The organism is Shigella sp. FC1567, assembly GCF_001743015.1.
Taxonomy (GTDB): domain Bacteria; phylum Pseudomonadota; class Gammaproteobacteria; order Enterobacterales; family Enterobacteriaceae; genus Escherichia; species Escherichia coli.
Window position 1 is genome coordinate 1 of record NZ_MIIV01000543.1, and the last position, 15,646, is coordinate 15,646.

A 15,646-nucleotide genomic window follows, 5' to 3' on the forward strand; every position below is an offset into this window, starting at 1 on the left:
TGGCTGTTTTACGCGTATGACAGGATACGGAGGACGGTTGTGGCGCACGTCTTCGGTGAACGCACTCTGGCCACACTGGAGCGTCTTCTGAGCCTGCTGTCGGCCTTTGAGGTCGTGGTATGGATGACGGATGGCTGGCCGCTGTATGAATCACGCCTGAAGGGAAAGCTGCACGTTATCAGCAAGCGTTACACTCAGCGCATTGAGCGACATAATCTGAATCTGAGACAACATCTGGCAAGGCTGGGACGGAAGTCACTGTCGTTCTCAAAATCGGTGGAGCTGCATGACAAGGTCATCGGGCATTATCTGAACATAAAACACTATCAGTAAGTTGGAGTCATTACCGAATATACGTTCTGATGTGAAAAGCGGATAGCGGCATCTGTATCGCTATCCGCCTTATGAAAATCTTATTCTCTTCGCAGCAGGCGGAATAAGCCCAGAACGAGAATAGCTCCCACCACCGCCACCAGGAAGCTGTGCAAATTAAAACCGCTGATGGAGCCGCCAATGCCAAACATGGTCGCCAGCCAGCCGCCGACCACCGCACCGACTATCCCGAGAATACAGGTCTGGAAAAATCCACCACCATCACGCCCCGGCATGATTAGCTTGGCGATAATGCCGGCTATCAGGCCAAAAATAATCCAGGCAATAATTCCCATGTTCAAGCCCTCGTTTCGATGAATCGGACGCAAGAAATGCTTACGTCAACGCTCTAAGTATAGGCAAGGGCGGGATCGATGCTGGGCGTATGTCGGCTGATTTAAGAACAACATGTAAAAAATATTCACGCATTTGTATTAAGTTTTGTTAACTGTGACCGATAAACCAAAGACAGTTTGTCAGTCAGGAGTTTTTCCGCGTGAGTCATTACCATGAGCAGTTCCTGAAACAAAATCCGTTAGCCGTCCTGGGCGTGTTACGCGATTTGCACAAAGCCGCAATTCCTTTGCGTCTCAGTTGGAATGGCGGGCAGCTGATCAGCAAAATACTGGCAATAACCCCGGATAAACTGGTGCTGGATTTCGGCAGTCAAGCCGAAGACAACATCGCCGTGCTAAAGGCGCAGCATATTACCATTACCGCCGAAACTCAGGGTGCGAAAGTCGAGTTTACTGTTGAACAACTACAGCAGAGTGAATACTTGCAGCTTCCGGCATTTATTACCGTACCGCCTCCCACCTTATGGTTTGTACAACGACGCCGATATTTCCGCATCTCCGCCCCACTCCATCCGCCTTATTTTTGCCAGACCAAACTGGCGGATAACAGTACGTTACGTTTCCGCCTGTATGATTTGTCGTTAGGCGGCATGGGCGCATTACTGGAAACAGCAAAGCCTGCCGAATTACAAGAAGGCATGCGCTTCGCTCAGATTGAAGTCAACATGGGGCAATGGGGTGTTTTTCACTTTGACGCCCAGTTAATCTCCATCAGCGAGCGCAAAGTGATTGATGGCAAGAATGAAACCATCACCACTCCCCGTCTGAGCTTCCGTTTTCTTAACGTCAGCCCGACGGTGGAGCGGCAATTACAACGGATTATTTTCTCTCTCGAGCGGGAAGCCCGGGAGAAAGCGGACAAAGTACGCGACTGATTTACATCGCGTCCAGTGCCTGCTCAAGTTTGTAGATATAGCGCGGAGCCTGCGGCGCAGGATGATTGCGCGCTACGTGATCGAGGAACTCGTCAGCATCCAAATCGTTGATTTTGCTGATCGCCTTTTTCCGATCTGACGAGAAAGTCCGTAGCAGCGCACCTGCCCCGTTAGCGTATGACACCACCAGCGCATATTGCAGTACCTTCGGATCTTCAATGCCTGCCAGCGGGCCGGTTTCCAGAATATTCAGGTAAGCCGCCCCCATTGAAATATTACGCTCTGGATTTTTCAGCTCGCTGGTCGTCGGCTCACCACTCCAGCCCATACGGCGATAAACATCACGTCCGGAGGTTGAAGCTTTTAACTGCATCAAACCAATGGCATTCGATTTACTCACCGCGTTCGGATTACCACCCGATTCGATAGCGATAATCGCCGTGATCAATTGTGGATCGACGCCCCAGGCTGCACCGGCTTTCTGGCTTATTGGCATCCACTGCATCGCACGTTGCACCGGAACTTTCGCGTTCCACGGCGGGTTCGTATAGTCATGCTTTGATGAACAACCCGCTAATAACACAATCAAAAAGGCAAACCATCTCAATTTCACTTCTTCTATCCTTATAGCCTGGAATCGCCGTTGAGGTGACAACGGCACACCTAAGCGGCATGATATACATTTCGTTTCTGTTGTCAGCAAGGAATTGCCATGTCTCTGTTTCACTTAATTGCCCCATCGGGTTACAGCATTAAACAGCACGCCGCGCTGCGTGGTATCCAGCGCCTTACCGACGCGGGGCATCAAGTCAATAACGTCGAGGTTATTGCCCGTCGTTGTGAGCGTTTTGCGGGTACGGAAACGGAGCGTCTGGAAGATCTCAATTCCCTTGCCAGACTGACTACACCCAACACCATCGTGCTGGCTGTACGCGGCGGTTACGGTGCCAGTCGTTTACTGGCAGATATTGACTGGCAGGCACTGGTGGCTCGCCAACAACATGACCCGTTACTCATTTGCGGACATAGCGATTTTACCGCCATTCAGTGCGGTCTTCTGGCGCAAGGCAATGTCATCACCTTTAGCGGCCCCATGCTGGTAGCAAACTTTGGTGCGGATGAACTGAACGCCTTTACCGAGCACCATTTCTGGCTGGCGTTACGCAATAAAACCTTCACCATTGAATGGCAAGGGGAAGGCCCGACATGTCAGACCGAAGGCACGTTGTGGGGAGGCAATCTTGCGATGCTGATTTCACTGATTGGTACACCGTGGATGCCAAAAATTGAGAACGGTATCCTGGTACTGGAAGATATTAACGAGCACCCTTTCCGCGTCGAACGTATGCTGTTGCAGCTCTATCATGCGGGAATTTTGCCACGTCAGAAGGCGATTATTCTCGGTAGCTTTAGCGGCAGCACGCCCAATGATTATGACGCAGGTTACAACCTGGAGTCAGTGTCCGCGTTTTTGCGTTCCCGCCTGTCGATTCCACTCATTACCGGCCTCGATTTTGGTCATGAACAACGCACGGTTACGCTGCCGTTGGGCGCACATGCCATTCTGAATAACACCCGGGAAGGCACTCAGTTGACGATTAGCGGTCATCCTGTTCTTAAAATGTAAAAAAATCACGCTTCAGGGCTAAGTAAAACGCTGTCTCTGCCGCTAATATGGTAGGGTTTATATAAGAGACAGCGTAATCAGGAGTAACCGACCGTTGGATGCCACAACAATAATTAGCCTTTTCATCTTAGGATCCATCCTTGTCACCAGCAGTATATTACTTAGTTCATTTTCTTCCCGTCTTGGCATTCCTATTCTGGTTATTTTTCTGGCGATCGGCATGCTGGCAGGAGTCGATGGCGTCGGCGGTATCCCGTTTGATAATTACCCCTTCGCCTACATGGTAAGTAACCTGGCACTGGCGATTATTTTGCTCGACGGCGGGATGCGCACTCAGGCCAGTTCCTTTCGTGTGGCGTTAGGACCGGCACTGTCGCTGGCGACGCTGGGCGTGCTTATCACCTCTGGTTTAACCGGCATGATGGCGGCGTGGCTGTTTAATCTTGATTTGATTGAAGGCTTATTAATCGGCGCTATCGTCGGCTCTACCGATGCTGCAGCGGTCTTTTCTCTGCTGGGTGGTAAGGGGCTTAACGAACGTGTTGGCTCGACGCTGGAAATTGAATCCGGCAGTAATGATCCAATGGCGGTCTTTCTGACGATTACCCTGATTGCGATGATCCAGCAACATGAAAGCAGTGTCAGTTGGATGTTCGTGGTCGATATTCTGCAGCAATTTGGCCTCGGGATTGTCATCGGACTTGGCGGTGGTTATTTACTGCTGCAAATGATTAATCGCATCGCCCTGCCTGCCGGATTATATCCATTGCTGGCATTAAGCGGCGGTATTTTAATTTTTGCTTTAACCACGGCGCTGGAAGGCAGCGGTATTCTGGCTGTTTATCTGTGCGGTTTTCTGCTGGGTAATCGGCCGATTCGCAACCGCTACGGCATCCTGCAAAATTTCGACGGCCTCGCCTGGCTGGCGCAAATCGCCATGTTCCTGGTGCTGGGGCTATTGGTTAACCCAAGCGATCTGCTGCCTATTGCCATTCCGGCGCTAATTTTGTCGGCATGGATGATATTCTTCGCCCGTCCCCTTTCGGTATTTGCTGGATTGCTCCCCTTCCGCGGTTTCAATCTGCGTGAGCGCGTGTTTATCAGCTGGGTAGGATTACGCGGCGCGGTGCCAATCATCCTGGCCGTGTTCCCGATGATGGCGGGGCTGGAGAATGCACGTCTGTTCTTTAATGTCGCCTTCTTTGTGGTTCTGGTTTCACTGCTCTTGCAGGGAACATCACTCTCGTGGGCGGCTAAAAAAGCCAAAGTGGTGGTTCCGCCAGTGGGACGTCCGGTGTCACGCGTTGGCCTGGATATTCATCCGGAAAATCCGTGGGAGCAGTTTGTTTATCAATTGAGTGCCGATAAATGGTGCGTGGGCGCGGCACTGCGCGATTTGCATATGCCAAAAGAGACGCGTATTGCGGCACTGTTTCGTGATAACCAGTTGCTTCATCCTACCGGCAGCACCCGACTGCGCGAAGGCGATGTGTTGTGTGTAATTGGTCGGGAACGCGATCTTCCGGCGCTCGGTAAACTGTTCAGCCAGTCGCCGCCGGTCGCGCTGGATCAACGCTTCTTTGGTGACTTCATTCTCGAAGCCAGCGCCAAATATGCTGATGTTGCGCTGATATATGGCCTGGAAGACGGGCGAGAATATCGTGATAAGCAGCAAACGCTGGGTGAAATTGTCCAGCAGTTGTTAGGCACGGCACCGGTTGTCGGTGACCAGGTAGAGTTTGCCGGGATGATCTGGACGGTGGCCGAGAAAGAAGATAATGAAGTGTTGAAGATTGGCGTACGGGTGGCTGAAGAGGAAGCTGAATCTTAAATTTAATGAAGCATCTATCGCCGGTTGCGATGCTTTGCTGAACGCAGCCTGAGCCTGCAATTGTTTGTCGTCCATAATTTAACCTTCATTTGATGTTGAATTGAACATATCAAAATCAGGCAATTACACAAATCTATGTACAGGCTCCATCAAGGGTAAAGCGTGATTTATCTGAAGTCGACTCCGAGTCAACAATGAAGCGTAAGCGTTTTATGTAGAACGCCTGTGCGGTGAGTTCAGGTTCCGGGGAAATAGTGTCCATCCTTTTAATGGACACTATCATGGGCAATGGCTCTGTCACATTAACAACTACAGTTGCTGACCAGCCGGATGGATGATTTTTTTTGCACCCAGAAGACGTTGCCTCCGATCCGGCTTACAACAAGTTACACCGTCACAACCGGGACGCGTAGCGCCAGCGCGCACATCAACTCATAGCCCACCGTTCCGGCAGCGGCGGCGACATCATCAATTTTGATCTCCTTGCCCCACAGCTCAACCGGCGTACCAATACCCGCCTGCGGGCAAGGCGTTAAATCGACCGCCAGCATATCCATCGAGACGGTCCCCACCGTCATGGTGCGCACGCCGTCCACTAAAACAGGGGTACCGGTAGGCGCGTGGCGCGGATAACCGTCGGCGTACCCTGCGGCGACAATGCCGATTCGCTGTTCATCGCGCGCAGTATAGCGACCGCCGTAGCCCACACGCTCACCCGCTTTTAGCGTCTGGACACCAATAATCTCACTGCTTAGCGTCATCACCGGACGTAATCCGGTATTGGCGATATCACGCCACTGACCGGACGGCGAAGCGCCATACAAAATAATGCCAGGCCGAACCCAGTCAAAATGCGCTTCCGGGTGCCACAGAGTCGCCGCCGAATTGGACAACGAACGCCGACACTCCAGCCCTTCCGCCGCCTGCTCAATACGCGCCATCGCGCTGGAAATTCCATCAGGATGTTCCGCTTCGGCAAAATGCGACATCAGGATCATCTCGCCAACATTCGCCATTGCCCGCAACTGCTGCCAGACGGTAAGCACGCGATCGGGCTGGAAGCCCAACCGATTCATCCCACTGTTCACTTTAAGATAAATATCCAACGGTGCTTTTAGCCGCGCATTTTGCAGTGCTTTGAGCTGCCAGTTGCTGTGTACGCAGGTGGTCAGGCGGTGCTGGTCATAAATCTCCAGATCCTGAGCATGGAAAAATCCTTCCAGCATCAGGATCGGCCCCTTCCAGCCGCGCTCACGTAACGTTATTGCCTCTTCCAGGTTAAGTAATGCAAAGCCATCGGTGGCCCCGAGCGCGCTCCAGATACGCTCAATACCATGCCCGTAAGCGTTCGCTTTTACCACCCGCGTGCGGCGCGGCCTGGCGGACAATGGACAGATTCTGTTTTAATGCCTGCAGATCGAGGCTGGCCTGTATCGGACGGGTCATCTCGTTTCCTTAGCTGTGTGCGCCATGTAAATGGCCCGGACGTGATGGCGTAAATCCACGGCTGTAGCGCGCTACGCTTAGATCCTCATATGGGATCGCTGGCGTGCGACCAGAGAGCAGATCGCTTAACAACTGACCGGAACCGCAAGCCATCGTCCAGCCGAGCGTGCCGTGACCGGTATTCAGCCACAGATTTTTAAAGCGTGTACGCCCGACAACCGGCGTACCGTCTGGCGTCATCGGGCGCAAACCCGTCCAGAAAGTCGCCTGCTCGACATGACCGCCGCGTGGATAGAGATCGCGAACCACCATTTCCAGCGTTTCACGACGCGGTTGCAACAGCTCGGTGTTAAAACCAACAATTTCCGCCATTCCGCCAACACGAATGCGGTTATCGAAACGGGTAATGGCGATTTTGTAGGTTTCATCAAGAATGGTGGATACTGGCGCACCATCTTCCTGCGCAATTGGAATAGTCAGCGAGTAGCCTTTCAGCGGATACACCGGAATATCAACAATGCCTTTGAGCATCGCCGTCGAGTAAGAACCAAACGCCATCACATACGCATCGGCCTTAATCACTTCATCGCCACACTTCACGCCGTAGATTTGCTCGCCGTCGCAAAGCAGTTGGTCAACGGGCGTATTAAAGCGGAATTTAACCCCCGCCTGCTCTGCCATCCGCGCCAGATTCTGGGTAAACAGCTGGCAGTCTCCGGTTTCATCATTGGGCAGTTGCAGACCACCCGTCAGTTTGTGCGCTACTTCTGCCAGCGCTGGCTCCACTTCCGCCAGGCGGCTGGATTCCAGCAGCTGATACGGTACGCCGGCATCTTCCAGCACGGCGATATCGCGGGTCGCATTTTCATACTGTTGTTCGGTACGGAACAGTTGCAGCGTCCCACCCTGACGCCCTTCATACTGAATATTGGTTTCGGCGCGCAATGCTTTCAGGCAATCACGGCTGTATTCCGCCAGACGCACCATCCGCCCTTTGTTTTCCATGTAGTGGCTGGTGTCGCAGTTACGTAACATTTGCCACATCCATTTCAACTGAAACTGCGTACCGTCGAGACGAACCGCCAGCGGCGCATGGCGCTGGAACATCCATTTGATCGCTTTTAAAGGCACACCTGGTGCCGCCCACGGTGCAGCATATCCGGGGGAGATTTGCCCGGCATTCGCGGCGCTGGTTTCCAGGGCGGCCCCCGGCTCCCGATCAATGACGGTGACCTCATGTCCTGCCTGATTTAAGTACCAGGCGCTGGCAACGCCTACCACACCACTTCCCAGTATGACAACTCGCATAGCCACTCCGATAACGGTAGATACAGTAAAAGAATAATAATCTAATTACATCTTGATAACTCAGTTGAAAATATTATTCAACATACAGCTTTTTTATGGTGAGCTGGCTCACATCTCCCTGACTCTGCGGCAATATGGCGTCTTTAGTATCTCCTGCTGAACGCCCTTTTTATCCAGCATAAAATTCCGTTCAGAAGCGGATTAGTGGCACTCTGATAATAAGAAATCGCAAAGAAAAAAATTCTCCGGCGACGCGGTTTTTAACAGGTGTTCTATGCTTGAAATGAGGTGCTCCACACAGAGAGCGCCGACAACAATGAGGTGCGCGTATGGCGACGATCGATTCTATGAATAAGGACACCACACGGTTGAGCGATGGACCCGACTGGACGTTCGACCTGCTGGATGTTTATCTGGCAGAGATAGACCGGGTGGCGAAACTCTACCGGCTGGATACCTACCCGCACCAGATTGAAGTGATAACCTCAGAACAGATGATGGATGCCTACTCCAGCGTCGCATGCCAATTAACTATCCGCACTGGTCATTCGGTAAAAAGTTTATCGAGACTGAACGGCTGTATAAGCACGGTCAGCAAGGACTGGCCTATGAAATCGTCATTAACTCTAACCCGTGTATCGCTTACCTGATGGAAGAGAACACCATTACCATGCAAGCGCTGGTGATGGCACACGCCTGCTATGGGCATAACTCTTTCTTTAAAAACAATTACTTATTCCGCAGTTGGACCGACGCCAGTTCGATTGTCGATTATCTGATTTTTGCCCGTAAATATATTACCGAGTGCGAAGAACGTTATGGCGTGGATGAAGTAGAACGGCTTCTGGACTCGTGCCACGCGCTGATGAACTACGGCGTGGACCGGTACAAACGCCCGCAAAAAATCTCGCTGCAAGAAGAGAAAGCCCGGCAGAAAAGTCGCGAAGAGTATCTACAAAGTCAGGTCAATATGCTCTGGCGTACCCTGCCGAAGCGCGAGGAAGAGAAAACGGTTGCTGAAGCGCGCCGCTATCCGTCCGAACCACAAGAAAACCTGCTCTATTTTATGGAGAAAAATGCGCCACTGCTGGAATCATGGCAGCGTGAAATCCTGCGTATTGTGCGTAAGGTGAGCCAGTATTTTTATCCGCAAAAACAGACTCAGGTGATGAACGAAGGCTGGGCCACCTTCTGGCACTACACCATCCTTAACCATCTGTATGATGAAGGGAAAGTAACGGAACGTTTTATGCTGGAGTTTTTGCACAGCCACACCAATGTGGTCTTCCAGCCCCCCTATAACAGCCCGTGGTACAGCGGCATCAACCCGTATGCCCTCGGGTTCGCCATGTTCCAGGATATTAAACGGATTTGTCAGTCGCCAACGGAAGAAGACAAATACTGGTTCCCGGATATCGCCGGTTCCGACTGGCTGGAAACGCTGCATTTCGCGATGCGTGATTTCAAAGATGAGAGTTTTATCAGCCAGTTTCTGTCACCGAAAGTGATGCGTGATTTCCGCTTCTTCACCGTGCTGGATGACGATCGGCATAATTATCTGGAGATTTCCGCTATTCATAATGAAGAAGGTTATCGGGAGATCCGTAACCGGTTATCGTCGCAATATAACTTAAGTAATCTGGAGCCGAATATTCAGATCTGGAACGTGGATTTGCGCGGCGACCGTTCGCTGACGCTGCGTTACATTCCACATAATCGCGCACCGCTGGATCGGGGGCGCAAAGAAGTGCTGAAGCATGTGCATCGCCTGTGGGGATTTGATGTGATGCTGGAACAGCAAAACGAAGATGGCAGCGTCGAGTTGCTGGAACGTTGCCCGCCAAGAATGGGAAATCTGTAAAAACAACAAAAAACCCCTCGTTTGAGGGGTTTGCTTTTTAAACGGAAGGGATTATCGCCCCTGAATGGCTAAATCACCCGGCAGATTTTTCTGCATCCGGTGCCAAATCTCGCCACTCTCATGCCCATAGCGACGCACTGTTTCGTACACCTGATCGTGCGCGCCTTCACTGCACAACGCCGACAGTTTGTGGTAGAAGCCCAGCGCCAGACTGCGCGCTTCCGGATTGGCGAAATAGTGACGACCAATGCGCGTATACAGCCCTTTCATCCCGTTAAGGATCAGACCGTAAATCGGGTTGCCGGAAGCAAACGCCAGGCCGCGGAATATGTTGTAATCCAGCTCGGCAAAGGCATCGGCGTGATCGGCCACTTCATTAGCGGTAGCCAGCACTTCCTGCGCTTTATCGGGATGCTGACGAAACGCGGTGCGAATAAAAATAGTGGAAATATTGGTACGCACCGACAGCAAATTATCAATAAGCTGCGGCACACTTTCGTGATCCAGTCGCGCCAGTGTTTCAAGGATATTTAAACCAGAGGTTTCCCAGAAATTATTCACCTTCGTCGGCTTGCCATGTTGAATGGTCAACCAGCCATCTCGTGCCAGACGCTGTAACACTTCACGTAACGTAGTACGCGTTACGCCAATTAATTCTGAAAGTTCACGTTCTGCGGGCAAAATAGTCCCGGGAGGGAAGCGGTTATTCCAGATACTTTCAATAATGTACTCTTCCGCGAAACCCGCCGGGCTTTGCGCCTTAATGACCATAGTGAGATTTCCATAACACAGCAAAACAAAGTTGGACTCATCATACCAGAGGGCTAACTACGCTGATAGCAGACAAAAAGAAGAAAAAAGGGATCAAGGCTTCATTTTCCGCATCTCTTTCCCCTTGACTATCAAGACTTGCCTCACTCCTGCCTGACCGTTAAGCTTTGCGTTTAAACATAAAAACATCATTGATTATTTGTAAGGTAAGGGAAACCATCATGGAGATCTCCTGGGGCCGCGCGCTATGGCGCAATTTTTTGGGCCAGTCCCCCGACTGGTACAAACTCGCCCTCATCATTTTCTTAATCGTAAATCCGTTAATTTTCCTCATCAGCCCTTTCGTCGCTGGCTGGTTGCTGGTAGCGGAATTTATTTTCACTCTGGCGATGGCCCTGAAATGCTACCCGCTACTCCCCGGTGGTCTGTTGGCTATTGAAGCGGTATTCATCGGCATGACCAGCGCGGAACACGTCCGTGAAGAGGTGGCGGCAAATCTTGAAGTCTTGCTGTTACTGATGTTTATGGTGGCGGGTATCTATTTTATGAAACAGCTATTGCTGTTCATATTTACCCGTTTGCTGTTAAGCATTCGTTCCAAAATGCTGCTGTCGCTCTCTTTTTGCGTGGCGGCGGCGTTCCTCTCCGCGTTCCTCGATGCCTTAACCGTCGTGGCGGTGGTGATCAGCGTTGCAGTCGGTTTTTATGGTATTTATCACCGCGTAGCCTCTTCCCGTACTGAAGATACCGACCTGCAAGACGATAGTCATATCGACAAGCATTACAAAGTGGTTCTGGAACAGTTCCGTGGCTTTCTGCGTAGCCTGATGATGCATGCCGGTGTCGGCACCGCATTAGGCGGCGTAATGACCATGGTGGGCGAACCACAGAACCTGATCATCGCTAAAGCGGCTGGCTGGCATTTTGGCGATTTCTTCCTGCGCATGTCGCCGGTGACCGTTCCGGTTCTGATTTGTGGCCTGTTAACCTGCCTGCTGGTAGAGAAGCTGCGTTGGTTTGGCTACGGTGAAACGCTGCCGGAGAAAGTCCGCGAAGTGTTGCAACAGTTTGACGATCAAAGCCGCCACCAGCGTACCCGTCAGGATAAAATCCGTCTGATTGTCCAGGCGATTATCGGCGTCTGGCTGGTGACTGCGCTGGCGTTGCATCTGGCGGAGGTTGGCTTGATTGGTTTGTCGGTCATTATTCTGGCGACATCATTGACCGGTGTCACCGATGAACATGCTATCGGTAAAGCCTTCACCGAATCTCTGCCATTCACCGCACTGTTGACGGTGTTTTTCTCGGTAGTCGCGGTGATTATCGACCAACAACTGTTTTCGCCGATTATTCAGTTTGTGTTGCAGGCATCGGAACATGCTCAGCTGTCGTTGTTCTATATTTTCAACGGTCTGCTGTCATCCATTTCGGATAACGTCTTCGTGGGGACGATTTATATCAACGAAGCGAAAGCGGCAATGGAAAGTGGCGCTATCACGTTGAAGCAATACGAGCTGCTGGCGGTCGCCATTAATACCGGTACCAATCTGCCCTCTGTCGCTACGCCGAACGGTCAGGCTGCGTTCCTGTTCCTGCTGACCTCTGCACTCGCGCCATTGATTCGCCTCTCTTATGGCCGCATGGTGTGGATGGCCCTGCCTTACACCCTCGTCCTGACACTCGTCGGGCTGCTCTGCGTCGAGTTTACGCTTGCCCCTGTAACCGAATGGTTTATGCAAATGGGCTGGATAGCAACGCTTTGATAACAACTTACCGGGCATATAAATGCCCGGTTTGCCTTTTCGCCCGATAATTGTCCAATTGCGTCCTATTTTTGCTGCCTCCTGGTGGCGCAGCGAATGAATTGGTTTAAACTGCGCACTCTATGCATATTGCAGGGAAATGATTATGTTGCGATTTTTGAACCAATGTTCACAAGGCCGGGGCGCGTGGCTGTTGATGGCGTTTACTGCTCTGGCACTGGAACTGACGGCGCTGTGGTTCCAGCATGTGATGTTACTGAAACCTTGCGTGCTCTGTATTTATGAACGCTGCGCGTTATTCGGCGTTCTGGGTGCTGCGCTGATTGGCGCGATCGCCCCGAAAACTCCGCTGCGTTATGTAGCGATGGTTATCTGGTTGTATAGTGCGTTCCGCGGTGTGCAGTTAACTTACGAGCACACCATGCTTCAGCTCTATCCTTCGCCGTTTGCCACCTGTGATTTTATGGTTCGTTTCCCGGAATGGCTGCCGCTGGATAAATGGGTGCCGCAAGTGTTTGTCGCCTCTGGCGATTGCGCCGAGCGTCAGTGGGATTTTTTAGGTCTGGAAATGCCGCAGTGGCTGCTCGGTATTTTTATCGCTTACCTGATTGTCGCGGTGCTGGTGATGATTTCCCAGCCGTTTAAAGCGAAAAAACGTGATCTGTTCGGTCGCTAATCCATTCGGCGCTCCTGCGGGAGCACTTTTTTCCTGCCGCTATATTTATTTGACCCGCAGTAAATCAGAACTTCGCGTTGTATAACGTGGTGAAAGCATGGCTCGCTTCATCTGCCATTGTTGTTGGATCCCCTGCCCGGCAAAATAGAGTGTTCCTCTGCCCTCTTTAGCATTCAGTGTATCCATTACCGTCATCAATTGCTCACTCCCGGGGCGCGGTGCGTTGTCATCGAATAAATTGAGCTGCGCGACTCCCTGACTGAAGAAATCCCCCAGCATCACGCCCGCTTTTTGGTAGCGATGGCCCGCTTGCCAGATGGCATCCAGAGATCGCGTAGCGGCGTTAATGATATCCCTGCTGTCCTGAGTGGGCGTCAGCAGTTTTACCGACGCGCTATTGCCGTAATAAGGTTCATTGAGCGCAAATGGTGACGTCTTAATAAATGTGGAGATAAACCGACAATATTGATGCTCACTGCGAAGTTTTTCCGCCGCCCGGGCAGCGTAACTACAAATGGCCTGCCGCATCGACGTATAATCCGTGATACGTTCACCAAACGAGCGGGAACAGATAATTTCCTGCTTTGTCGGTGCAAATTCTTCCAGTTGCAAACAGGGTTCACCGCGCAGTTCACGCACCGTTCTTTCGAGCACGACATTAAAATGTTTACGGATAAACCGGATATCTGTATCCGCCAAATCAAGAACGGTTTTGATCCCCATCGCGTCCAGTTTTTTGCTGATCCGCCGTCCAATCCCCCAGACGTCATCCACGGGGAGAGCAGACATTAATTTACGCTGGCGTTCCAGATTTGATAAATCCACCACCCCCCCGTCTGCCGCTGCCATTTTTTTGCCGCATGATTGGCAAGCTTAGCCAGCGTTTTGGTCTGGGCGATCCCCACACCAACAGTAAGATGGGTACGTTGTAGCACCGTTGCGCGAATTTCTCTGCCAAAATCAGTCAGATCGCGACAATTACGCACACCTGTCAGATCGCAGAATGCCTCATCAATACTGTAAATCTCGACGCGGGGCGATAGTTCTTCCAGCGTCGACATAACCCGATTGCTCATGTCTGCGTAAAGCTCATAATTGCTGCTAAAGCAAACCACACCACAGCGACGAAACAGATCTTTTTGTTTGAACCAGGGATCGCCCATTTTAACACCCAGCGCCTTTGCCTCAGCGTTTCGGGCGATAACGCAACCGTCATTATTCGATAGTACAACCACCGGTTTACCCCATAAATCAGGGCGAAACACCGTCTCACAGCTGGCATAAAACGCGTTTACATCACAGAGAGCAAACATCAGCGCATCGCCTTAACGACGTGGATCACCACACCAAAGACATCCAGCGTATCTTCGCTACTGATGGTAATGGGCGAGTACGCACTGTTCATGGGAATAAGCTGTACCGTCGGGCGTAGTTGCAATTTTTTCACCGTAAACTCGCCGTCAACAGCAGCGATGACAATATCACCATGGCTGGCGGTAATAGCGCTATCGACAATCAGTAAATCACCGTCACTAATTCCACCATCAATCATAGAATCACCACTTGCTTTGACGAAGTAAGTCGCGCTGGGATGCTGGATCAACAGTTGATTCAGATCGATGCGCTGTTCGACGTAATCTGCTGCCGGTGAAGGAAAGCCACACTGAACAAGATCGCTAAATAGCGGAAAAGTCACAATTTCGCGGAGATCCGCAGGCTTGATAAACAACATAATAATCTGCCTGAAGTTATACTGTTTTTATATACAGTAGTCTATTCTTGCCAGCAGATCAATACTGATTCAGGCTATCAATATTTGTCGCTGTATAGACTGCTGATTTTTCGTTCTCTTATCCTGTGCTCACGTGGCCTTCTGGCGACGACGCTCATCCAGCAGAAATGAAAAATATCACCCGGCAAAAAAATAGAATAGAAGCATTCGCCATAATGACATTAAACATTGTTTGATATTTATCATATTAATAGAAATAAAGACATTGACGCATCCCACCCGGCTAACTATGAATTAGATGAAGTAAAATTTATTAATAGTTGTAAAACAGGAGTTTCATTACAATTTATATATTTAAAGAGGCGAATGATTATGACTGAAATCGTTGCAGATAAAATGGTAGAAGTAGTTAAAAACGCAATCGAAACCGCAGATGGAGCATTAGATCTTTATAATAAATATCTCGATCAGGTCATCCCCTGGCAGACCTTTGATGAAACCATAAAAGAGTTAAGTCGCTTTAAACAGGAGTATTCACAGGCAGCCTCCGTTTTAGTCGGCGATATTAAAACCTTACTTATGGATAGCCAGGATAAGTATTTTGAAGCAACCCAAACAGTGTATGAATGGTGTGGTGTTGCGACGCAATTGCTCGCAGCGTATATTTTGCTATTTGATGAGGTAATGACTCCAACTTACTGATAGTGTTTTATGTTCAGATAATGCCCGATGACCTTGTCATGCAGCTCCACCGATTTTGAGAACAACAGTGACTTCCGTCCCAGCCTTGCCAGATGTTGTCTCAGATTCAGATTATGTCGCTCAATGCGCTGAGTGTAACGCTTGCTGATAACGTGCAGCTTTCCCTTCAGGCGTGATTCATACAGCGGCCAGCCATCCGTCATCCATACCACGACCTCAAAGGCCGGCAGCAGGCTCAGAAGACGCTCCAGTGTGGCCAGAGTGCGTTCACCGAAGACGTGCGCCACAACCGTCCTCCGTATCCTGTCATACGCGTAAAACAGCCA

The 15,646-nt window shown here is 50.8% G+C and carries 11 protein-coding genes and 6 pseudogenes; 8 read left to right on the forward strand and 9 right to left on the reverse strand.

Annotation, left to right across the window (positions count from 1 at the left end; all coding sequences use genetic code 11):
- Window positions 1-333, forward strand: a pseudogene (locus BHE85_RS25910) (IS1-like element IS1X2 family transposase); the annotation flags it as partial.
- An 80-nt stretch (window positions 334-413) separates the two neighbouring features.
- Here the strand turns inward: BHE85_RS25910 and BHE85_RS25915 are convergent.
- Window positions 414-668, reverse strand: coding sequence for a GlsB/YeaQ/YmgE family stress response membrane protein (locus BHE85_RS25915; RefSeq protein ID WP_004984624.1), 255 nt, complete (start codon window positions 666-668; stop codon window positions 414-416).
- A 200-nt stretch (window positions 669-868) separates the two neighbouring features.
- On the opposite strand from BHE85_RS25915, the gene ycgR reads away from it, so the two are divergent.
- Complete coding sequence (gene ycgR / locus BHE85_RS25920) at window positions 869-1,603, forward strand: flagellar brake protein YcgR (protein WP_000020161.1); 735 nt, start codon at window positions 869-871, stop codon at window positions 1,601-1,603.
- A gap of 1 nt (window position 1,604) precedes the next feature.
- Here the strand turns inward: ycgR and emtA are convergent, their stop codons facing one another.
- Window positions 1,605-2,216 (reverse strand): membrane-bound lytic murein transglycosylase EmtA, encoded by a 612-nt coding sequence (emtA, locus tag BHE85_RS25925; RefSeq protein ID WP_001295616.1) that lies wholly within the window; start codon window positions 2,214-2,216, stop codon window positions 1,605-1,607.
- Between the two features lie 99 nt (window positions 2,217-2,315).
- On the opposite strand from emtA, the gene ldcA reads away from it, so the two are divergent.
- Both ldcA and BHE85_RS25935 read left to right on the forward strand, forming a co-directional pair.
- The gene (gene ldcA / locus BHE85_RS25930) at window positions 2,316-3,230 is read left to right on the forward strand and encodes a muramoyltetrapeptide carboxypeptidase (protein ID WP_000051627.1); all 915 of its coding nucleotides are present in this window, start codon (window positions 2,316-2,318) and stop codon (window positions 3,228-3,230) included.
- A 94-nt stretch (window positions 3,231-3,324) separates the two neighbouring features.
- Window positions 3,325-5,061 carry a potassium/proton antiporter gene (locus BHE85_RS25935; RefSeq protein ID WP_000340208.1) on the forward strand — a complete coding sequence of 579 codons (1,737 nt, stop codon included), beginning with the start codon at window positions 3,325-3,327 and terminating at the stop codon, window positions 5,059-5,061.
- On the opposite strand, the pseudogene BHE85_RS28565 reads toward BHE85_RS25935, so the two are convergent.
- The 3 genes and pseudogenes from BHE85_RS28565 to dadA form a co-directional block, all read right to left on the reverse strand.
- Window positions 4,996-5,136, reverse strand: a pseudogene (locus BHE85_RS28565) (hypothetical protein); the annotation flags it as partial. The gene BHE85_RS25935 and the pseudogene BHE85_RS28565 sit on opposite strands and share 66 nt — an antisense overlap.
- Window positions 5,137-5,447: 311 nt before the next feature.
- Window positions 5,448-6,507: pseudogene (dadX, locus tag BHE85_RS25940) on the reverse strand (catabolic alanine racemase DadX).
- 9 nt (window positions 6,508-6,516) lie between these two features.
- Window positions 6,517-7,815, reverse strand: a complete 1,299-nt coding sequence (dadA, locus tag BHE85_RS25945) for a D-amino acid dehydrogenase (RefSeq protein WP_001266908.1) — start codon at window positions 7,813-7,815, stop codon at window positions 6,517-6,519.
- Window positions 7,816-8,144: 329 nt separating this feature from the next.
- Here dadA and BHE85_RS25950 point away from each other — a divergent pair.
- Window positions 8,145-9,676, forward strand: a pseudogene (locus BHE85_RS25950) (SpoVR family protein).
- 51 nt (window positions 9,677-9,727) lie between these two features.
- Here BHE85_RS25950 and fadR read toward each other — a convergent pair.
- Window positions 9,728-10,447 (reverse strand): fatty acid metabolism transcriptional regulator FadR, encoded by a 720-nt coding sequence (gene fadR, locus BHE85_RS25955; RefSeq protein ID WP_000234823.1) that lies wholly within the window; start codon window positions 10,445-10,447, stop codon window positions 9,728-9,730.
- Window positions 10,448-10,668: 221 nt separating this feature from the next.
- Between fadR and nhaB the strand changes: the two genes are divergently transcribed.
- On the forward strand, window positions 10,669-12,210 hold the full coding sequence (gene nhaB, locus BHE85_RS25960) for a Na(+)/H(+) antiporter NhaB (RefSeq protein WP_000406391.1): 1,542 nt from the start codon (window positions 10,669-10,671) through the stop codon (window positions 12,208-12,210).
- A gap of 145 nt (window positions 12,211-12,355) precedes the next feature.
- Entirely contained in the window at window positions 12,356-12,886 is a 531-nt protein-coding gene (gene dsbB, locus BHE85_RS25965; RefSeq protein WP_000943457.1) for a disulfide bond formation protein DsbB, read from the forward strand.
- Window positions 12,887-12,931: 45 nt separating this feature from the next.
- Here the strand turns inward: dsbB and umuC are convergent.
- Window positions 12,932-14,199, reverse strand: a pseudogene (gene umuC / locus BHE85_RS25970) (DNA polymerase V catalytic protein).
- A complete protein-coding gene (locus BHE85_RS25975; protein WP_000897378.1) occupies window positions 14,199-14,618 on the reverse strand; it encodes a translesion error-prone DNA polymerase V autoproteolytic subunit in 420 nt (139 codons plus the stop codon). Before BHE85_RS25975 ends, umuC begins: the two are co-directional and overlap by 1 nt.
- A gap of 366 nt (window positions 14,619-14,984) precedes the next feature.
- On the opposite strand from BHE85_RS25975, the pseudogene BHE85_RS25980 reads away from it, so the two are divergent.
- Window positions 14,985-15,299 (forward strand): annotated as a pseudogene (locus tag BHE85_RS25980) (hemolysin E); the annotation flags it as partial.
- Between the two features lie 14 nt (window positions 15,300-15,313).
- On the opposite strand, the gene BHE85_RS25985 reads toward BHE85_RS25980, so the two are convergent.
- A partial coding sequence (locus BHE85_RS25985; RefSeq protein WP_069673577.1) for an IS1 family transposase occupies window positions 15,314-15,646 on the reverse strand: 333 nt, incomplete at its 5' end.